This window comes from Sutcliffiella halmapala (assembly GCF_050107295.1).
Taxonomy (GTDB): Bacteria; Bacillota; Bacilli; order Bacillales; family Bacillaceae_I; genus Sutcliffiella_A; species Sutcliffiella_A halmapala_A.
Window position 1 is genome coordinate 1 of sequence record NZ_JBNIKR010000021.1, and the last position, 20,978, is coordinate 20,978.

Annotated in this window: 23 protein-coding genes and 1 pseudogene; 23 read left to right on the plus strand and 1 reads right to left on the minus strand. The window is 32.6% G+C overall.

What is annotated here, in order from left to right; genetic code table 11:
• Nucleotides 1-742: 742 nt before the first annotated feature.
• The 19 genes from ACQCT5_RS22015 (at nt 743) to ACQCT5_RS22105 (ending at nt 17,946) form a co-directional block, all read left to right on the plus strand.
• Nucleotides 743-1,510, plus strand: a complete 768-nt coding sequence (locus ACQCT5_RS22015; protein WP_499645188.1) for a DeoR/GlpR family DNA-binding transcription regulator — start codon at nt 743-745, stop codon at nt 1,508-1,510.
• Nucleotides 1,511-1,597: 87 nt separating this feature from the next.
• Nucleotides 1,598-2,851 carry an MFS transporter gene (locus tag ACQCT5_RS22020; RefSeq protein ID WP_499645190.1) on the plus strand — a complete coding sequence of 418 codons (1,254 nt, stop codon included), beginning with the start codon at nt 1,598-1,600 and terminating at the stop codon, nt 2,849-2,851.
• 309 nt (nt 2,852-3,160) lie between these two features.
• Nucleotides 3,161-3,577 carry a GNAT family N-acetyltransferase gene (locus tag ACQCT5_RS22025; protein ID WP_499645192.1) on the plus strand — a complete coding sequence of 139 codons (417 nt, stop codon included), beginning with the start codon at nt 3,161-3,163 and terminating at the stop codon, nt 3,575-3,577.
• A 773-nt stretch (nt 3,578-4,350) separates the two neighbouring features.
• Nucleotides 4,351-4,530: a hypothetical protein gene (locus ACQCT5_RS22030; RefSeq protein WP_499645194.1), complete on the plus strand. Its 180-nt coding sequence runs from the start codon at nt 4,351-4,353 to the stop codon at nt 4,528-4,530.
• Nucleotides 4,531-4,706: 176 nt separating this feature from the next.
• On the plus strand, nt 4,707-7,049 hold the full coding sequence (locus tag ACQCT5_RS22035; protein ID WP_499645196.1) for an AAA family ATPase: 2,343 nt from the start codon (nt 4,707-4,709) through the stop codon (nt 7,047-7,049).
• Between the two features lie 175 nt (nt 7,050-7,224).
• The gene (locus ACQCT5_RS22040) at nt 7,225-7,521 is read left to right on the plus strand and encodes a hypothetical protein (protein ID WP_499645198.1); all 297 of its coding nucleotides are present in this window, start codon (nt 7,225-7,227) and stop codon (nt 7,519-7,521) included.
• Nucleotides 7,522-7,822: 301 nt separating this feature from the next.
• Nucleotides 7,823-9,220: an HD domain-containing protein gene (locus ACQCT5_RS22045; protein ID WP_499645200.1), complete on the plus strand. Its 1,398-nt coding sequence runs from the start codon at nt 7,823-7,825 to the stop codon at nt 9,218-9,220.
• 159 nt (nt 9,221-9,379) lie between these two features.
• Nucleotides 9,380-9,715: a DUF4406 domain-containing protein gene (locus ACQCT5_RS22050; RefSeq protein ID WP_499645202.1), complete on the plus strand. Its 336-nt coding sequence runs from the start codon at nt 9,380-9,382 to the stop codon at nt 9,713-9,715.
• 63 nt (nt 9,716-9,778) lie between these two features.
• The gene (locus tag ACQCT5_RS22055; RefSeq protein ID WP_499645204.1) at nt 9,779-10,333 is read left to right on the plus strand and encodes a YdcF family protein; all 555 of its coding nucleotides are present in this window, start codon (nt 9,779-9,781) and stop codon (nt 10,331-10,333) included.
• 216 nt (nt 10,334-10,549) lie between these two features.
• On the plus strand, nt 10,550-10,837 hold the full coding sequence (locus ACQCT5_RS22060) for an NUDIX domain-containing protein (protein ID WP_499645206.1): 288 nt from the start codon (nt 10,550-10,552) through the stop codon (nt 10,835-10,837).
• 301 nt (nt 10,838-11,138) lie between these two features.
• Complete coding sequence (locus ACQCT5_RS22065; RefSeq protein ID WP_499645208.1) at nt 11,139-12,011, plus strand: GNAT family N-acetyltransferase; 873 nt, start codon at nt 11,139-11,141, stop codon at nt 12,009-12,011.
• Nucleotides 12,012-12,134: 123 nt separating this feature from the next.
• Complete coding sequence (locus ACQCT5_RS22070; protein WP_499645210.1) at nt 12,135-12,914, plus strand: class I SAM-dependent methyltransferase; 780 nt, start codon at nt 12,135-12,137, stop codon at nt 12,912-12,914.
• Between the two features lie 489 nt (nt 12,915-13,403).
• On the plus strand, nt 13,404-13,937 hold the full coding sequence (locus tag ACQCT5_RS22075; RefSeq protein ID WP_499645212.1) for a DinB family protein: 534 nt from the start codon (nt 13,404-13,406) through the stop codon (nt 13,935-13,937).
• Nucleotides 13,938-14,249: 312 nt separating this feature from the next.
• On the plus strand, nt 14,250-14,636 hold the full coding sequence (locus ACQCT5_RS22080; RefSeq protein ID WP_499645214.1) for a GyrI-like domain-containing protein: 387 nt from the start codon (nt 14,250-14,252) through the stop codon (nt 14,634-14,636).
• 266 nt (nt 14,637-14,902) lie between these two features.
• Complete coding sequence (locus ACQCT5_RS22085) at nt 14,903-15,469, plus strand: putative glycolipid-binding domain-containing protein (RefSeq protein ID WP_499645216.1); 567 nt, start codon at nt 14,903-14,905, stop codon at nt 15,467-15,469.
• Nucleotides 15,470-15,653: 184 nt separating this feature from the next.
• Nucleotides 15,654-15,905, plus strand: coding sequence for a histidine kinase (locus tag ACQCT5_RS22090; protein ID WP_499645218.1), 252 nt, complete (start codon nt 15,654-15,656; stop codon nt 15,903-15,905).
• 226 nt (nt 15,906-16,131) lie between these two features.
• Complete coding sequence (locus tag ACQCT5_RS22095) at nt 16,132-16,515, plus strand: VOC family protein (RefSeq protein ID WP_499645220.1); 384 nt, start codon at nt 16,132-16,134, stop codon at nt 16,513-16,515.
• A gap of 131 nt (nt 16,516-16,646) precedes the next feature.
• Complete coding sequence (locus ACQCT5_RS22100; protein ID WP_499645222.1) at nt 16,647-17,348, plus strand: nucleotidyltransferase domain-containing protein; 702 nt, start codon at nt 16,647-16,649, stop codon at nt 17,346-17,348.
• A 238-nt stretch (nt 17,349-17,586) separates the two neighbouring features.
• Nucleotides 17,587-17,946 carry a hypothetical protein gene (locus ACQCT5_RS22105; protein ID WP_499645224.1) on the plus strand — a complete coding sequence of 120 codons (360 nt, stop codon included), beginning with the start codon at nt 17,587-17,589 and terminating at the stop codon, nt 17,944-17,946.
• Nucleotides 17,947-18,220: 274 nt separating this feature from the next.
• On the opposite strand, the gene ACQCT5_RS22110 is transcribed toward ACQCT5_RS22105, so the two are convergent.
• The gene (locus tag ACQCT5_RS22110; protein WP_499645226.1) at nt 18,221-18,550 is read right to left on the minus strand and encodes a hypothetical protein; all 330 of its coding nucleotides are present in this window, start codon (nt 18,548-18,550) and stop codon (nt 18,221-18,223) included.
• A gap of 71 nt (nt 18,551-18,621) precedes the next feature.
• On the opposite strand from ACQCT5_RS22110, the gene ACQCT5_RS22115 reads away from it, so the two are divergent.
• From ACQCT5_RS22115 to ACQCT5_RS22130, 4 genes and pseudogenes are all read left to right on the plus strand, one after another.
• A complete protein-coding gene (locus ACQCT5_RS22115; RefSeq protein ID WP_499645228.1) occupies nt 18,622-19,014 on the plus strand; it encodes a MerR family DNA-binding transcriptional regulator in 393 nt (130 codons plus the stop codon).
• A gap of 12 nt (nt 19,015-19,026) precedes the next feature.
• Nucleotides 19,027-19,125 (plus strand): annotated as a pseudogene (locus ACQCT5_RS22120) (YnfA family protein); the annotation flags it as partial.
• 236 nt (nt 19,126-19,361) lie between these two features.
• Nucleotides 19,362-20,327 carry an ADP-ribosylglycohydrolase family protein gene (locus tag ACQCT5_RS22125; RefSeq protein ID WP_499645230.1) on the plus strand — a complete coding sequence of 322 codons (966 nt, stop codon included), beginning with the start codon at nt 19,362-19,364 and terminating at the stop codon, nt 20,325-20,327.
• Nucleotides 20,328-20,503: 176 nt separating this feature from the next.
• The gene (locus tag ACQCT5_RS22130) at nt 20,504-20,962 is read left to right on the plus strand and encodes a hypothetical protein (RefSeq protein WP_499645232.1); all 459 of its coding nucleotides are present in this window, start codon (nt 20,504-20,506) and stop codon (nt 20,960-20,962) included.
• Nucleotides 20,963-20,978 lie beyond the last annotated feature (16 nt).

Genomic DNA, 20,978 nt, shown 5'->3' on the forward strand with positions numbered 1-20,978 from the left:
GAAAACGGGAGAAAAAAGAGATGATCAAGGAAATATCACAGAAGAAAGCTTCGAAAATACAGCATCATCTGATTATCTGATTGAAGTAAATTTCGGTGAAGATTGATACAAATACAGATTTGACTTTCTGTAATGCGTTATTTAATATCCATCTTTAATCTATTTGAGTACGAATAAATACACTTAAAGTAACGGGTGCTTTTCTTGAATATCTATGCAGCATGGTTTTTCAAGTTCGATCTTCCATTAAAGGGAGCGATTATTGAGTAAAGCAAATAGGGAGAGTAATAAATAATGGAATATTTCCTCGTGTATATAACCCCAATAATAGCAATAATTTTCTTTGTCAACTGTGTTTCACTAGCGAAAAAAATACATAATGGTGATGGAAATACTGCTATCAATACAGGCTGTGGTGCCATTATGTTTGGTTATCTTATTTTTATCTTGATTACGGCAGGCTTACTCAATTAAATGGAGCTATTCTTCAAGAAGGAGAATAGCTCTTTCTTAAAAACATAAGAATTTAATACAAAGGTGAAGATTAAAAAAATGATCTTCATCTTTTATTTTTGTTCATATATAATATTTTTTCATTAAGTCAGTACTATCCTATAAACCATTAAACATTAATAAAACCTAATAAAGCTTAACAAAACAGAGATTTATATTGACAAAAGTAGAATAAACATGAAATAATATGGAAATTAATACCGCTTATTGATCTTATGAGGTGATGAATTTGTTTTCTGATGAAAGACGGAACGAAATATTTAAGATGTTGGAAGAAAACGGTCGAGTATTTGCAAAGGATTTAGCAAAGAAATTTGAAATGTCTATTGATTCGATTAGAAGAGATTTATCTATTATGGAGGAACAAGGAGTTTTAAAGAGAACGCACGGGGGAGCTATCCCAATTACTAATGTTAGAAATAAATCTCAACCACCTTCAATACGTTATGGTGAAGGAAGCGATTATCAAAATGCAATTTCAAAATTAGCTGTGTCCTACATTGAAGAAAATCAAACCGTTTTTATCGGTGGAGCTGGTATACACTATGTAATGCTAAAATATCTTCCAAGAGATTTTCAGTTTACTGTTGTTACAAATTCAGTTGAAGTTGCCTATTATTTAAGGGATTTAATCAATATACAAACTTATTTAATTGGTGGAAATGTAAAAGGTTCAGGGAATATTACTGATGCTTTAGCTAATGAATTTGCACGGCAATTTTATTTTGACTTGTGTTTTGCAACCGCTGGGGCCATATCATCTAACGGACTAAGTACTGCTACTCCAGAAGTATCAGTTTTTCATAAGACAATTTATGATAATTCAAGGAGTGTTATAGCTTTATTTGAACATCATAAAGTGGGCAAAAATATGTTTTCCAGTATGTATCCAATAAAGAAATTAAACAAAATAATTACTGATGAAGAGACTACGGATGAAATGATTGAAGTGTTAAAAGCTGAAGATGTAGAGATAATAGTAGCGAAAAAAACATAAAGTACAGGTATAAACCTAGTCGGGCAGCATGACTTACAGATATAAAACTTTTGAATTATTGAGAACAGGGAATTAAGGTGATGGTTGATGAAAACAAGAATTGAGGCAGATTTCCAATACCAAACAAATGCTAAATCGATCTGGTCAAATAAAGATTTTGTTTTTTTATTTATTGGTTCAAACGTTGGCCACTTAACATTTCATGTGTACTCTTTTATGTTGCCTATATATATTTACACGCTAACAAACTCTTCTCTAGCAATGAGTACAATGAGAGCAGTTGAAATTTTACCAACTATACTTTTAGGTATGCTTATAGGAGTTTTAGTCGACAGAGTCAATAGGAAAAATATAATGATATTAACTATCTCTGTACAAATTTTAGTAATATTTTTATTAATAATATTTATAATTTTTACATTAATAAATATTTGGATCCTTTATATTCTTGGATTCACACTCTATTTAAATAAATATTCGTTTGGTAATACGTCGCATACAATATTGCCACTTATTATAGAAAAGTCACAGCTTACTCAAGCCAACTCCGCTAAAACATTTATGAATACTTTTATAGGTATTATTGGTCCACCCCTTTCAAGTTTAATTTTCCTTAAACTTGGAACCAATTTTAGTCTCACTATAACCTTGATAGGGTTAACTATTCTTCTTTGTTTTGTCTTAAATGTCAACATACCTTCTAATTATAATGCAAAAATTCAACATATCGGTAAAAAGAAAAAAACTATACTATCAGATATTAAAGAAGGATGGATTGCGGTATTATCGAACAGAACAATAAAATTAGCCAGTTTAATTGTAATATGTGTTAATCTTGCCAGTTCTATGACTAGTGCCATTTTTATTTTTTATGCACTCGATAATTTAAAAATAAGTATATCTGAGTTGGCTTTAATATCCTCTTTTGGAGCCTTAGGTGGTCTTTTAGGAGCATTATCTGTAAAAAAGTCCTTACAATATATTAATCGAGGGGTTTTATTTATTCTATTTGTATTTATTATGAGTATAAGTAGTTATGTCTTTTACATTTCCGAAAATTGGATTATGCTGTCTTTTGGAATGTTGTTAACTCAATTTAGTTTATCTCAAGTAGTAATTCACTATAAAACAATAAGACAAGAAGAAACCCCTAATGAGTTATTAGGAAGAGTTTCAGGTACTACTTCAATGGCATTAAAGTTAATTGTTCCCATTTCATTTGTTTTAGCAGGGTGGGCAATAGAATACATAGACGGTAGTTATATCTTTTTAGTTAACGGTATTTACCTATTCGTATTAGGTACAGTAACGATATTTTCACCAATAGTTAGACTGAAATAAAAGGGATTTCCCAATTCCACGAGATCTTCAGATGATAAGTGGGGTAGTGCTGATTATCAATACCTTGATAAGGAACATGGAGTTATGAGAGAGAAGTTTAAAAATAAGATTAGAATTAGTCTGTGTAATAACAGCATAAGCCTAGCTCGATTCTTGGGTAATACAATTCATCTACATGGTCTTTAATAGCAGATCATATACAATTTATCTTGAAATCAAGTCTTCGGCTATCGGGCGCGATTGCAACATAGCGCCTCGCTCTTTACTTAGAAATGGACAGTATTTTGAAAACTAGAGGTGGAGATTCTTTTGCAAATAAGACTAAATAATGAACAATTGCTTGAGGTTAGAAATTATAGAGAAGAAGACTTTATACATATAAATAAGTTAAATTCAGAAGAAAAGTGGAATAACCTTGTGGGAAACAAAAGAAGTACAAAGGGAGCTTGGGATAGTTCAAATATTGCATATGTTGCAGAACTAAATGGACAGGTAATTGGATATGTTAGGGGACTTACAGACAAATCTATTACATTGTTCATTTGCGAAGTATTAATAAGTCAGAATTACCGTGGGTTAGGCATTGGAGAAGTATTGCTTAATTATGTCCATAGTTTATACCCAACGACAAGAATGGAAATGCTAGCAAACAGTACATCTCGTACTTATTATGAACAAAAAGGATTTAGAACGTTTTATGGTTTTAGAAAGACATATAAAGAGTAATTGAAAGTCAATCGATCACTTATCTGTCAAAAGGTAAGTGTCTTTTTAATTAATGAAAAAATGATTGAGTTTATTAATCTATTTTGAAATAATTGGTATTAAGTAATCGGGCAGGTTTGTAGAATAAGAATTTATGGTCAATTACATAGATGGAGAAGGTTAATATGAGGAAAATTTTTAGTGAAGTCAATTCATTTAGATGTTTGCACGTTAGGATGGTGGTGTAATTGAGAATTCCTGTTTGGGGGTTAATTTTACAATGCTTATTCATCTTATTTATTTCTGTGTTTAATAATTTTAGAATCTTTGTGATGGAACATTTCTCTATATATTCAGTAGCATTTTTTGAGTTATTCATTGGTATTGCCAGTTTTGTTTGTGGAATATATGGTGTTTTAAAAAGAATTAATCCAATACTTTCTGTATTCGTATTACTTTTTGGAATATTAATTTGTTTGTATTTCATCTTTATTTATCTTTTGCCCGAGGCAGGAATTCCACCAGCTATACCTTGGTTGTATTCTGAATAAATTTCTGACTGGAAAGTTTAAGTCTTAAAAAGGGATTATATGATTATAAGGCAAGGGAGACTGCACTTAGAAAGTTAAGGAGAAAAATAGAGTAAAATAACAAAAATGTATCTTCAACTAAATAGGAGCGATTGCAGCATAGCTTTTCGCTTCTTACCTAGGAATAGGGCAGAATAATTGAACAGTTGACATAGCTTTTTTGGAACGATGAATAGGAGCTCAGAAGATTCGGAGGTGATAAATATGAAACTCTGGTTTTTTATGCTTATTTCAGTTACATTCCTTGCCACACTAACAAAATATGTGTTAAATCACAGAAAAGATAGCAATAAAAAGTTTTTTGTGAACACATTTGGTCCAGCATTAGCATTAGGAATATTATTTGCTTCCCTGACGAGCTTAGCAATGTTTTTATTCAAGTAAAGGGCGCAATTCTGCAGCAAGAATTGTGCTCTTTCTTTATGTTAAGGGCCATTTAATGAAGCAAAAAGAAGATTAAAGCAACTATTTTATTGAAAGATTGTAATTTAAATTATGAAAAAAATGTAAAAGTGTGTAATGATAATAAATAAGTACATTTATTCAGGGGGGTATGATAAATGATAAAAAAAATAATTTCTATCAAAGGCGTAGGTAAATATGAAAATTTTAATGCTAGTGACATGAAAATTAATTCATTGTTAGAAAAATTAAATGTTATTTATGCTAATAACGGAAGTGGAAAAACTACTTTAACTGCAATCTTCAAATCCTTACAGAGTGGTAATCCAAATATTATAAATGATAGAAAAACTATTGGTTTTGCAAATAATCAAGAAATATCAATACTCGGTGATTCCAGATATGATTTTAAAAATAATAAGTGGAATAATACACTGGACAACTTAGAGGTTTTTGATACTTTCTTTATCAATAATAATATATTTTCTGGGTTCGAAGTCTCTTCTGACCATAAGAAAAAATTGCATCAATTTGTAATTGGTGAAAAGGGAGTCCAATTAGCGGAAGATATTAAACTAAATAAAGAAACACTAACTATAGAAAAAAAGAAACAAACAGATTCGGAATTAGAAATAACTAAAAATATTAAAGAATATAAAGTTAAAGATTATATTAAGATTCAGTCAGACGTAGGGCTAGAGCAAAAAATAGATTCCAAATGTAAAGAAATAGAACTGGCAAAAAAACAAACGGATATAAGACGTACAGAAAAGCCAAAATTGATTCCTTTAATAAATTTGCCAATAGATATTCAAGAATGTAAAACGATTATAAGTACTAGCGTAGAAGATATTGATAATGATTACATAAGAAAAGTTCAAAGTCATCTGCATGAATTGAAATTAAACAATATAGAGAATCCTGAAGGCTGGATAAGAGAAGGTTATTTTTCAATTGATCATGAGGATGAGAAATGTCCATTTTGTAGTCAAAATCTAACACATGTAGAAAACTTAATTACCTCTTATAGACAATTTTTTAATGAGGAATACAATAAAATAAAGGATAATTGCGAAAGAGTGCTTGAAAAAGCAAAAACTTATAATTTACAGTTTGAATTAGAGAAAACAAAGTCAAAACTGTCCAAAAATAAAGAGCTTTTCGATTTTTGGAGTCCTTTTATTGAAATTGAGTCCGCTGCTACTTTGTCTGTAGAAATTGATAAAGATTTAAATGAGTTATACAACCAAGCGCAGCAAGATTTACAAAAAAAATTGGCAAATCCTAATATTTATATACCAACTGAAAAATTTGATATGCTTGAAAAAGAAGTAGTTTCCTTTAACAACTATATTGGAGAAATCAATACTCTATTAGAATTTACTAATAATCAAGTTGATGACTTAAAAAATTCAAATAGAGATTTAGAAAGTCTAGAAAAACAATTAAGAGAACTAAAAGAAATTAGAAGTAGGTTTGAAGAGCCTATTTTAACATATTGTAATGAATACATAAGGTTAGAAGAACAAATAAAAGAATTAAATAAAAAAAATAAGAAGTTGCAAAAAGAATTGAATGATTACTCTAGTGAAACTTTTCGAAAATATGGTGCAAAGATAAATGAATATTTAAAGCAATTTTCCACCCAATTTAAAATAAAGGATATAAAAAGTTCAATTGTTGGTCGGAGTACAGAACCTTCTGTTCATTATATTTTAACATTGAATGATGTGGAGATTTCTTTTGAAGATGTTGAAGGGAAAATCCAAGCATCAAAGGCATTAAGTGATGGGGATAGAAGTACTCTAGCTTTAGCATTCTTTTTAGCAAAGTTAGATATAGAAGAAAATATGGAAGAGAAAATTATTATCTTTGATGATCCATTATCTAGTCTTGATAGCAATAGAAGGAATAAGACTGTTAATATTTTGATTGAGAAAAGCAAACAAGCGAAACAGACTTTTATCTTGAGCCATAATGATTCATTTGTGTTTACAATCTATGAAAAAGCCTCCCCCAAAATGCTTAGAATAACATTTGATGGGAAATTAGATGACCTTGATCAATTTGACATGGAAGATTTAATGGAGTACCGATATTTCACTCAGCTCAAGAAAATTGAATCCTTTTGTAAAAATCCGGATTTTAATGAGAGCATTAAAGAACTACAGGGGTCAGTTAGAATAGTCCTTGAAGACAGTCTTAAATTTAGGTACAGAAAATATTTGAAAAGCCAGTATTCTGACAATGTGGGTAAGTTAGTTGGACCATTAAGTAATAAAGAAGGTTTAGGGAAGATGATAAATATTTTGGAAGTTTCTGATTGTAAATTTAAAGGATCAAAAGAGTCAGTATTAGCTGAACTTAGGGAGCTAAATGAATTTTCCATGGCCCCTCATCATGGAAACATTGAAACCGCACATAGAGATGAACGATTAACCATTGATGAGTTAGTCACATTTTTAAATCAAACCTTACAAGTAATTTATGAAAAATTGTAAATTAATCACCAGGTGAATAGCATCTATTTCCTAATGGTTTTATAGCTCAGATTATTTAAACGTTTATTCCATTATCGGGCGCTTTCCTTGAACAAGGATATGCGCTTATCCTCATTTTTGGGCTAGATTGTCTAATAAAGTTACTAAATTAATGGGAAGCAATAAAGGAGTAATTATGAAAATAGTAAATTTAGGATTATCGTTGCAACTCATCTACATTTTGTTCTATTTATTACAAATAAGAACATTTGTCTTACAGCATTTTGGTATATATGCGGTTGCATACACAGAATTAACTTTAAGTATTATTAGTTTAATTTTGGGGATGATCGCTTTATTTCTTAAGGTCTGGTCAAAACGAACTATATTTGTAATTTCATTTGGTTTATTATCGTGCCTATGGTTTATAGTGATTTATTTATTGCCTGAAGCTGGTATTCCACCTGCCATTCCTTGGTTTTATTCAAATTAAGATAGATTAACTAAAACATTATTCGGCAATCGGGCGCTATCCTGGAACAAGGATTAGCGCTTATTTTAGTTAACCAGGGCGAAAAATAACATATTGTAGGAATTTTTAGATTATGAAATAATTGGTATTAAGCAATAGGGCAGCATTCCTGTAAATGAAGAAAAATTCTTTGTTATTAGAAAACCTTAAAAAGGTCTTAGAAATATGAAGTTGGTAACTTATGTCGGAGATATGGGATGGTATAGATTAGAGTTTTGTTATCTACACGTAACGAAGATATTAATAAAATAGGAGAAGATGTATGGAGAAACAGCTATTACAAAGAGCTTCTTATTTAAATAATCGAGATAAAGATTTATTACTTAAGGCTATTGTCACTGCAAAGAAAGCTCATGATGGACAGTTTCGCAAGTCGGGGGAGCCTTATATCGTACACCCTTTTGCTGTTACAGATATATTACTGGACTATAAAGTGGATGTCGCTACATTGATAGGTGCTCTTCTGCATGATGTTGTAGAGGACACAGAGTATACCCTAAAGGATATTCAACAGTTTTTTGGAGAACAAATAACAACTATTGTTCACGGACTAACCAAAATCGATAAGAATGAAGTACCTGAAAAAGATAAATATGAGGCAGTCAATTTCATGAACATGTTAGTGGCTGCACAGGAAGATATACGAGTTGTGGTTATTAAAGTGGCAGATCGTCTACATAACATGAGAACGTTACAAGTGAAAAAGATTAAGAAGCAAGTTCCGTATGCAAGTGAAACATTAAAAATATTTACCCCGTTTTGTCAAAGATTAGGTTTGCTCCGTATACTAGAAGAGTTGGAGGACCTATCTTATGCTTATCTTCACAATGGCCGCTATACACAAATAAAGTCTTTTCATCAAAATTGTAAAGAGTTGTTCAATTCCTATGCGAACAGGGTTCGGGAAGAATTCCATAAAGCTTCACAGGGTTATATAGATATAGACTCTTACACAATACATGATGAAGTAGAGCCCCTATACACCGCTATGACTTATCCTGACATTATCGATCATATTGGCCGGGTTGTCATTTCGGTTCCTGACAAAATGTCCTGCTACTCTGCAATGGGTATTGTCCATCAATTATATAAACCTGTTTCAGGAAAGTTTATAGATTATATATCGATTCAATCTCATCCATTTTATCGATATCTTAGGACAACAGTAGACATAGAAGGTAACGAAGTGGTCATATGCATACAAGATATGGAATCAAAAGAGATACGAGAAAAAGGAATTTGTTTCTTTCTAACAGAACATAGGGAACAAGAGTTACAAACCATTCTTCCAAAGATATTAGGTGAGGTTATTACCACTAATAAGGCAGCCACAGAAGATCCTTTAGAATTCTTAAACTTTGTTTCTCATGAGTTGCTTGGGAACCAAATAGCTGTGTTTACACCTAAGTTGGATGTTATACATTTACCGAATGGAGCAACTGCAATCGACTTTGCTTTTGCCGTAGATGCTGAGAAAGCGAAGCAAATGGTAGCTGTAAGGATTAATGGGAAAATCCATCCAGTTTCAGCTCCTCTATCCCAATGGGATATTGTAGAGATTTTAATAAGCCAATATCCAGGTGATAAGTCATATTGGCTAAATTTTGCATATACCTCTAAAGCACAATTGGCAATCCGAAAAGAGTTAGGAAAAGGATGACTGAAGTAAGAAGGTTATTCCATTAAAGGGCGCTTATCTGTAACAAGGTAAGCTTCTTTTTTATGTGAAAATATATATTGAGTTAATGGTCTATATTTGAAATAATTGGTATTAAGCAATAGGGCATGATTAATGAATAAGTGTAGATGGAGTGAATATATGAAGGTAATTACATTATGTGGATCTACTAAGTTTAAAAATCAGTTTAGAGAAGCAGAAGCATCACTTACTTTACAAGGTCACATAGTAATTAGTCTTGGTTTTTTTGAGCAAAGTGAAGGAATAAAAATTACCAAGGAACAAGAAAAGTTATTTGAAGATATGCATTACAGCAAAATTGATATGTCAGATGAAATATTTGTTATTGATTTAGATGGTTATATAGGCAATAGCACTAAGAAGGAAATAGAGTATGCCAAGAAAACAGAGAAAATCATTCGTTATTACTCTATGGGAATGGATACAAATAATCAAAGTAATACTCTACAAATATGATGGTTGAGGACACCGGTGAGCCCATTCCAATAGAAAACTATAAATATAAGGGGAATTTATCAGATGTCTAATCCGTTTGATTGTATTACTGAATTTATTTTTGTGGAAACCGCAGTTTCTCCAGCAGATGTAATCTTGGTTCCTGGTGCAAATCATCCTCAATTAATGGAGAAGGCGGCAGACTTGTATAAGCAAGGAATGGCTCCTTATGTACTTCCATCTGGCGGATATAAACCACACGTTGGAATCACTGAGTGGGAGTATTTACGAAAAATTGCCATTGAAAATGGAATACCTGAAGAAGCAATTTTAAAAGAAGACAAAGCACAACATACATTAGAAAATGCCCGTTTTTCGTTAGAAGTTCTTCATAGGAGGAGTATAGTTCCAAGAAAAGCGATTGTGGTCTGTAAAGCAGGGCATGCTCGACGTTCATTATTATGCTATCAAGCTGAATTCCCAATAGATTGTGAGTTCCTGGTTTCACCTTGTGATGATAGATATGGAATAACAAAGGAAAATTGGTTTTTATCAGAAGTGGGAATAAATCGTGTAATGAATGAAGTTAAGAAAATTGGTACATATTTCGGTGAAATTATTCCTAGTTGGATAAAATAATTATTTGGTTATTATTCCGTAATCGGGCGCTTTCCTGGAACAAGGATAAGCGCTCATTTTCTATATTTTAGGGACATATTTTGTAGTGATAAAGGAAATTAGATGGTTCCTCTTGAATTTGTAAGTTATACCAGAACAGGGCAGGATTAAGGCATAGGGATCTTAGAGTCTATTGAAGTATACTAAGTGTATTGCACTTACCGAGGAGGAAACCATTTGAACTTAACTAAGAATAATGGAATAGAATTTCTTGATTTCATTAGTATGTCTGAAGAAGATATGTTTAATTATCAACCATTAGCTGGTTCTTTTGCGGTAATTAAATGTGAAGGTAAATACCTTATGTGTTACAACGTATGGCGTAAACAATGGGAATTACCAGCTGGATGTAGAGAAGGTGATGAAACTCCAAAGGAATGTGCAATTAGAGAGTTATTTGAGGAAACTGGACAAATAGTTAGTGATTTAGAATTTAAGGGATTATTAAAGTCAAAAAAACAATAAGTTGCGAAGTTAGATACAATCCAGTTTATTTTACAGAAATGGAAAAACTACAACCATTTATAGAAAATGTAGAAACCTCTGAAATAAGACTTTGGGATTTAACAGAAGAATTAGGGTACTTAGATTCGGTGGATATCAGGATATTTGAATTTATTTAGTATATAACTGCTGAATGATTAATGATTACGAGTACATATGATTAACACAAGCTATATGAAGCTATTTAGTTATTTCATTATTGAGAGCGTTAATTCAAGAAGGATTAACGCCAATTGTATTAAAAATAACAGTATAGGAGCAAATGATGGTTGTTATCGATAAGAAATCATTAAGCTTGGTTCAACTTGAGAAAAATGATGTTTCAGATTTGATTGATCTATCCGGTTCTATTGGATGGGATTATGATGAAAATGAAATTGGAACAATTATGGCATCTGGTAAAATCTTTGGGCATAAAAATCGTGAAGGTAAAATTGTTTCAAGTGCTGCAATCATTCCGTACGACACTGAGGTAGCTTCAATAGGTATGGTAATCGTTGATGAAGTGTATAGAGGATTGGGATTAGGTAAAGATGCTACACAAAAGTGTATTGATTCTGTCCCCAACACCGTTTCAATTATGTTAATTGCTACTGAAGAAGGTAGACCTCTTTACGAAAAAATGGGTTTTAAGGCTGTCGACAGTGTACATAAGTATCTTTGTGAAAACTATAAAACTGCAATATCTTCAAATATCAGCGGTATTGTTATAGAAGATTTTAAGGATATTCATTTTAATAAAGTTATCAAAATTGATGAGACAGCCTTCGGAGCTAGGAGAAGCAACTTCCTTTATAATAGGATAATTCAATCGGAAAATTGTATTGTAGCGAAGGATAATAAAGACAATGTTATTGGCTACGGAGCAGCTATTTTAGGTCCTGTAAATTTGATATTGGGCCCTATTGTAGCACCAGACATCAAAGTAGCTGCCTTAATTGTAGATAGTCTGGCTTTTAGAAATCAAGGGAAAATAAGAATAGATGTACCTTCAGGTAATGAGGAGTTTATGATTTTGTTACAGCAGAGAGGATTTATTATGGTTAGTAATCCTCCAATAATGATTATTAATTCAGCCAATATGCTACCAAGAGATAATACATTATTCGGGATTGCAGCTCAGGTATTCGGATAGTTTTTGATATTCCGTAATAGGGAGCATTCCTTGAATAAAGTATGCGCTCTATTTGGACTTAAGGGCCATTTTAATTAGGTTAAAGGAAAGACTTAATTATTTGGATTGGAGGAATTTTGATATATGACTAGTTATAATAAGATCGGAACAACATACGATGTAACTCGCAAACCTGATTTCAGAATTACACAAAAGTTAATTATTGAACTGGATAAAAAGGCTCCAGCAACAATATTAGATGTTGGGGCCGGAACAGGAAATTACAGTTACGAGTTAGCTAAGAATGGCTACGATGTTATTGCGGTAGAACCGTCTGATGTCATGATACGTCAAGGGAAGCAACATAGTAATCTTACGTGGAGAAAAGGGAAAGCTGAACAACTCCCGATTGACGATCATTCAATAGATGGTATTGTTTGTACGTTAGCTACACATCATTTTAATGATCTAAGCAAAAGTTTTAATGAAATGAATCGAGTGTTGAAACATGATGGTAGAATTGTGATTTTCACATTGGATCCAAGACTTTGTTCTAAAAATACGTGGTTACTAGATTATTTTTCTGAATTAATGGAAGATGCTTTTAATATACATCCACCTATAGAAAGTTTTAAATCATTATTAGAAAAGCAGATAAAACGTCCAGTTAATACTAAGCCATTTCCTTTGCCACATGATTTAACAGATCTTTTTTTCTTTGGAGGGTGGGCTCGACCTGAATTATACTTAAACAAAAATTTTCAATCTGGGACATCTCCTCTTTCCAAAAACCCACCAGACATGGTTAATCGGTGCTTAGAACGGCTGAAAACCGATTTAGACAACGGAAATTGGGATGAAAAGTATGGTGAGTTGTTAAACAAAACAGAGTATGAGTGTGGCCACTTATTTGTAACTGTGTAATAAAGCATTAAATTCTTTTGATAGACTAATTCCGTAAAAGGGAGCGATTGCAGCATAGTGGGTCGCTCTTTACTTAAGAATTGGGCACAATAATCGAACAGTTGAAATGGCTTTTTTGGAACGATAAATAGAAGCTCAAAAGATACGGAGGTGATAAATATGAAGCTTTGGTTTGTTATTCTTATTTCAGTTACATTCCTTGCCACACTAACAAAATATGTGTTAAATCACAGAAAAGATTGCCATAAAAAGTTTTTTGTGAACACATTTGGTCCAGCATTAGCATTAGGAATTTTATTTGCTTCCCTGACGAGCTTAGCAGTCTATTTATTCAATTAAAGGGCGCTTATCTGTAACCAGGTAAGCTTCTTTTTTATATGAAAATATTTATTGTGTAAACATCCGATATTTGAAATAATTGGTATTAAGCAAACGGGCAGCATTGTGGAGGATAGAAAATATATGTAATTTAGGGGAGGATATTAATAATTGAAATTAACAGATGATAAAAGATATATCGTTGAAAGAAAAGTGGACTACACTCCAGAAATCGGAAGATTAGTATCCATGATGGAGTACACTCGTATGACTACGCTAGAAGCTGTAAATGGACTAGCAGAAGAACTTGATTACCGTATAGAAGGCAAGGGGAATTCGATAGGATGCTTGTTATATCATATAGCATGTGTTGAAGAAGTCTATCAAATTATGACATTTGAAAACCGGAATCCAACCGATGAAGAACTGCGAAGACTTGAGGTGGGACTGGGTCTTGGTGAAAAGGCTCATCAAGAAATCAATGGCAAAGGGGTTGATTTCTATAATGAACGCTTAAAGCAAGTTCGGGAAGGCACGTTAAAACGGTTCAAGCAAAAAGAGGACAACTGGTTAGATGAAGTGTCACCATTCGGTCCAAGTCATGAGGCTAATAACTATTTCCGCTGGTTTCATGTATTTGAAGATGAATTAAATCATCGCGGCCAAATCCGACTAATTCGTAGTCATATGCAAAGAAACAAATAGGTTAAAGTATTGGTGATATAAGAAAGAAAATACTCAATTAATGTTGCTTGCCAAATCACGGCTCAGATTGTATAAACGATCTTCTATTATCGGGCGCCATTCTTGAAGATGGTGTTCTTTTTGAATAGGGCAAATTAATGGAATAAGAAGGAAATTACTTCTGTTCATAGAATAGATAAATGAAATAGATGGGAAGGAGAAAAGTAGTCATGTCTAACACAATAACTAAAAGTAAACGGATAGAACGTAAAGGATTTAGTTTCCTTGGTAGTTCAATACGAACAAGTAATGAAATGGAGATGAAAGGGAAAGGTGGAATTTCCACAACTTTGGGAAAGTTTTTATGAAAATAAAGTATTAGATTCTATACCTAATAAAAAGGAATCAACTATTATAGCCTTATATACAAATTATGAATCAGATGAAACCGGCACCTATACATATGCTATTGGTACAGAAGTAATAGATAACGAAAAGACTTCTGAAGGTCTGGAGTCTTTTGAAATCGCTGATGATAATTATATTGTTTTTACTACCCGAAAGGGACCTATTCCAGAAGTAGTCATTGAGGCTTGGCGGGAGATATGGGATTGGTCAGAAGATAGAGAAAGAGTTTTTAAAACAGATTTTGAAGTATATGGTGAAAAGGCAATAGATCCTCAAAATAGTCAAGTTGATATTTATTTTTCTATTAAGTAGTACCGCAAATATAAATAAACATTATTAAAAAATGGCCCAAGAACTGAAGATTGACCTAAAAAAGCCTCAGTCTTATTATGAATTGAAAAGTCATCACATTATTGAAAAGTGCTGGTAAAAATTTCAATTCTACATTATGGAAGGGAAATTATTAAAAGGTGAATCTGGTTTAGTAAAAAGTTCTGGTTATGATATTATTTCACAATTGAAAAAAAAGTGGAGAGGCAGAAGGAAATGGCAGATATGTTATTAATAGGAGGGTATGCATGACTCTAAAAGTAGTTTGGAAAAATGAAGAAAAATATGGTTGCGAATATTTTATAATAGTTGAAACTGATAATAACACTTTGCTTGCAGAAGGAACAGTAATTTATGTTGAGGAAGAGGTACCTACTGCACATGAAGTAGAATATTCAATTGAGTTAGATAAAAATTGGATCACGAGAAAGTTAAGTATTTTGGTTGATAAACAGACTAGTTTGGAAATACATTCTGATGGTGAAGGAAACTGGTTTAACACGGAAGGAGATTTACTTGAATTTCTTAAAGGAGCAATAGATATAGATATATCAGCTACACCGTTTTCAAACTCTTTACCTGTTAATCGATTTAATTGGATTGTTAATCAAATAGAGCATATTGAAATAGTCTACATATCAGTACCATCACTAGAACTGAAAAAGGTTTCCCAATCGTATAGGTACATAGGGAATAATGCTAATCAAAGATACTTCAATTACTGCTGTAATGATTATGAAACAATCATTACCGTAGATTCAGATGGATTCGTGATCGATTATCCAAATGTATTTAGCAGGAAGTACAAACTTTAAGCTTGAGTCCAAAAATCACCTTGATTGCTGGAATTTTTAAAACTGTTTTAGAGATAGATTCGTATGATCCTCCCCTATAGACTGATTTAGATAAATATAGATTAATTCGTTTTTCAACTAAAGGCGCAATTTTGGAACAAGGATTGGCGTTCATTTTCAGATAGTTGAGCAAGGGAGGTGTCTTTTGGAAAAACTAAGAGGGTTATTGTATTTGAGTGCTGTATTATTGGTAGGTATTCCAACGCTAATCGTTATTGCATCCGATGACTCATTTAGTTCAACTTTTAGTAACATATTAATATCTATAGCCATTGTAAATGTAATGCTTGCTAAGCTGGTAACTGTATTCGAAAAGAGAAAAGAGAATAGAAGATTCTCCGTAGATATTGGAACAATTATCGGATTATCCATTGTATTAATCATTAGGTTTATTTAAGATTTTATGCCTACTTGTTAGACTAGGGGGGCAATTCAGTTTAGAATTGCGTCCGTTGTTCAAGAAAAGGGAGCTTATCTGGAACAAGGTAAGCTTCTTTTTTGTGAAATTATATATTGAGTAAATGGTCGAGATTTGAAATAATTGGTATTAAGCAATCGGGCAGTTTTTCTAAAGAAAGGCTATAAATTGTTGAGAAGTCAGCCTATAGTTAAGGAGAATGAAGATGAAGAACCTTTTAATAGAATCACACTGTATATTTCCAACACAGGATATAATAAAAACTGCAAGTTTTTATGAACAGAAATTGGGATTTAAGGCTGTTCATTATTTGAATACGAATGAACCACATATTTGTTTGTATCGTGATACAACAGAGATAATCTTAACCAAAACTAATGGCCAAAAGGTAATTCCGAATAGAGACTTATATGGTTATGGGTATGATGCTTACTTTATTACAAAAAATCAAGAGGAACTCCAAGAAGAATTGATCAGTTCAAATGTTAGGATAGTCCGTTCCTTAGATAATACAGATTATAATAATAAAGAATTCGTAGTTGAAGATATCGATGGAAGATGGCTAGCTTTTGGAATTAAAGTTGGTTGAAGGTAGTAGTGAAGGGTAAGAAGAAATGTACTTAAAGTAATGGGGTGTTTTCTGAACAAGCAGCCACCCTGTATTCAAGTAAAGGGCAGGATAGGGAAGTAGATACATAATGAGTTTGAGAGGAGATTTCAATGAGAAAGTCAGGAATTGATGCTGCAAAGAGCTTTGTCTCAGAAGAGTTTCCAAACTGTGATTTTGCAATATTAGCTGGTAGTGCATCTAGAGGTGAGGAAACACCTTCTTCCGATTTAGATATCGTTATTTTTCAAGGGAACTCTAAGGGTTATAGAAAAAGTTATGAACTATTTGATTGGAGAATTGAAGCATTTATTCATAATTATGAGTCTTACCTTATTGAGTTTGAACGTGAAAGAAATATTGGAAGACCCATTTTAGGGAATATGATTACAGAAGGAATACTTCTTAAAGAAAGTAATGACTATCAGAACGTTAAAGAGAATGCGTATTGCCACGTTACAAACGGTCCGACACCTTTAACTGATTCTTATATTACTGCTTCGAGATACTTTATTGGCGACTTATTAGATGATTTTATTGATGCCAAAAGTAATGAAGAAGCATTGCTCACTATAAATAACCTATCATTACAGGTTCCAGATTTTATTTTAAGACTAAATAATTATTGGTCTGGCAGGGGTAAGGGACTAACAAGAGCTTTACATTCTTTTGATGAGAAGACTTACAATAATTTTTTCAAATCTTTAGAAGAGTATTATAAGAATAATGATAAAGAGCCTTTTATAAAATTTGTAAAGGAAGTCTATGATCCCATTGGCGGTTTTTTATTTGAAGGATACACTACAGATAAATAAAGTTTTGTTCCAGAATAGGGGCAAAAACGGAAAATCATTATGAGTGTCTTTAGATTATCTCGATATCGAGTCTTCCAGAAAAGGGCGCAATCCTGTAACAAGGAGCTGCGCTCGTTTTATTTTTACCAGGGTGAAAACATATTGTAGGAATTTATAGATTATGAAATAATTGGTATTAAGCAATAGGGCAGTTTAATTGAGCAAGACTATATAAGGGGTGAGGAATATATACAAAAAAATGATATTGTTTGTATTAATTGCAATGTTTTCAACCAACTTTGTAGCTTGTTCTGGTTCCACAACATCGGAACAAGATGTAGGATGGAGTCTTTTAAAACCTAATATAGATGGCGAGGAAAATGACCCGTTGTCATTGTTTTCAGTGGGAAGACAAGTCACCTTCAAGGAATTATCTGAGGAAGGGATTGAATCCGTTATTAAGTTTATTTATCACACGGAATCATATAAAAGTGCGAATGAGACATATCCAATTCTTGAACTAGAAAAGGAGCCTGCTTTCGTCGTATTTGATAAAGATGGTATGGTGTATAAAGGTTATAGTTATGAGGAGTTATTAAAATTTTTAAAAGCAGATTAATGTAATTAAAAACTGGCGTGGCTAGCCTGCTTCTCAGCAATGGGAGGCTTTAATCGAAGTTACTTATTGAATTTTTATGTGATAATTTACTCATAACGATCTTAAACAATCGGGAGCTTTTCTGTAACAAGCAAAGTGCTTTATTTATGTAAAAGCCCTATTCTTTAATAAGGATTGATCCAATATTAGGCAGCTAGTGTAATAATCAAATATAAGGTCAAAATATTTCGTAAAATAAGAAACATCCTGCATCTCTTTAATGCAGGATGTTTGTTTAGAATAAACTAAATTCTTCTCTTAGAAGATTTTTAACTGCTTCATTACCAGTTAATTCCAATCTTATTAAATCTGCTTCACCACTTACATATAGTGAGAATTTTATGAATGGACAACATTGATTTTCGTAAGAAATCCATTCAGCAATTTTCAATAATAACGAGGATTGATTGGGATATAAAAACGCAAAGCCACTTGGAACTTCTTCAATAGACAAAACAGCCGTTAATTCTTTTCGGAGTTGATTATAACGGCTTCTTTCTTCGGGATTAAATGCTAACAGGTTGCAAGCCACCGCTGATGTACTATCACATTGACACCTAGACATATTATTAAAACCTCCTTTTTAAGTTGTTTAAAGTGTAATACTTAAAGTGAACTTTAAGTCAAGAGGTGATAATGATGGATTCTTTTCTTTCGATTGGGGAGATAGCCAAAAAAGCTGACATTAGCGCTTCGGCTCTTCGGTATTACGAATCAATTGGCATGATACCAGTTCCTAAAAGAATTAGTGGAAAAAGATGTTATACCATTGATGTATTGAACCAATTAAATTTTATAAGAATTGCTCAATTTACTGGTTTTAGTAATCAAGAAATTACAGTTCTTTTAGAGGGTTTTGATAATCAGGCTCCTCCATCAGAACGATGGCAACAAATGGCTAATACAAAGTGTTTGGAATTAGAGGAAAAAAAGAGGCAAATTGATACCATGATCAATATTTTAAACAATGGCTTAGAGTGTGAATGTTTGAACTGGTCAGAGTGCTTTACAAAAGTGAATTCAAAATAACTTTGTAGTTAAATAGTAGATAAGAAAACACCAGATACATATGATTGGTTGGTTGCAGCAATATGTTATCTGGTTGGAGTGTCAGTGATGTTGTGGGAACCTCGTAATTAACGTCTTATACAGCTAATAGGATCCCACGGATTATTCCAGAATCGAGCGCCATTCTTGAAGAAGAATCGGTGCTCATTTTGTATTTTAGGTCCAGATTGTTGAATAAGTTTTTAACGAATCAGTTTAATTTTCATATAAATTAAAGGTGTCAGAAGAATTGCTGGAATATTATGATAAACTGAAATTAGAGGATAATGAAAGGCCTTCCTTAAAAACTATATGAGGTGGTTGTTAAGATGGAAGATAAGTTACATCGAATCATTGGTTGTCTTAAAGGTGTGGCAACTGGTGATGCGATAGGTAAACAAACTGAGTCTTTAAATTTTGAGGATATCAAACAGTGGTTTCCAGATGGCGTTAAGGGTTTACATGGTGAACCAGGCAGCGTCATGCCCCGTTATGAGGGTAGACATTATTTGTGGAGATTCGGGGAGACGACGGATGACACTGAGCAGACAATTTCTATTGCCAGAGTAATAGCAAACGATGGGAAAATTACGCATACTTCTGTAGGACAAGAACTAATGCTCTGTAAAAAATCAAACCGCCCTACATTATTATTGGGAAAATTCCAACAAATTGGAGATCCCAAAAGAGTGGCATTTGAAGGTGATGGATGTGGAGCAGCAATGCGATCAGCACCAATTGGTGTACTATACTCCACTCAGAAATTAAATGATCTTGTGTCAAGTGTTTTTGAAGCAAGTATCCCTACACATGGAGGAAGAATCGCTATCTGCGGTGCAAGTGCAATAGCGGCTGCAGTATCTGCAGCAATTGAAGAAAAGCAACCTAATGAAATACTACAACATTCTGTTTTGGCAGCTAGGGCTGCAGAAAAATACCGTCCTGCATCTTCTGATGAGAGTGTAGCTGATCTGATTTTACGTGTATATGAAGATCTATCAAGCCAAGAATCTTTATCTTTAGAATTTATTAAAGATAAGTACATGCCTTGGAAAACTCCAAATATTGTCGCATTAGCGATAAATTTCGCTGTTCTTACCCAGTCAGCTGAAAAAACAACTTTACTAGCAGCAAACCTTGGTGGAGATACTGATTCAGTAGCTTCAATGGGATCTGCAATTGCTGGAGCAATGTCTCCTCAAACTGTTAATGAAAAATGGTATGAAGCAACTAAGTTGGTTAATGGAAATGAGCTTATTGAATTAGCAGAAAAGATAGCCTTACTTCGACGATAATCTCCTTTTACCATAGGAATGTAATGAAGCGTTTTTCGAATTTAACAATCGGGAGCGAGAGCAACATAAAGATATCGTTGTTTACATACTTAAGAAGTATCGGGCAGATTAACCCAATTATATTTACAAGCCTTATAAAGGCTTGCGAAATTTAATTAAGGAATAAGGTGGGTTTTATGAAGACACAATTGAAAAATAAACTACTTAACTATGGTATTGTATCTCCTATATCAATACTATTAATTACTATATTAAGTATAATGACTCCAGTTTTTGATCTGGGTAACTCTGAGATAGAGAGCGTACGTGACGTTGTTACACTTGTTTCGTACATTTATATTCTTTCTAGCCTTTATGCAATTCCATTAGCTATCATTACGGAGATTTTTATTATTAAAATTCCAGCTGGGGTTAAAGCTTTTAAATTTATATTATATGTCTTATGGGCATTATTGTTTTTTCTATTCTTTCTAATTCCTACGTTTGGATTTAGCATTTTTGGATTTATCCCTTTTCTTTTACTTTTCATCTATGAAGAATATAAAACTAGGTTTATTAATAAATTTTACATACTGGCTTCTGCAACAAGTGTAATAGCAATACTTATAATTTATTTAGTAAGCTTATTCTATTAAAGGGAGCGAATATGGA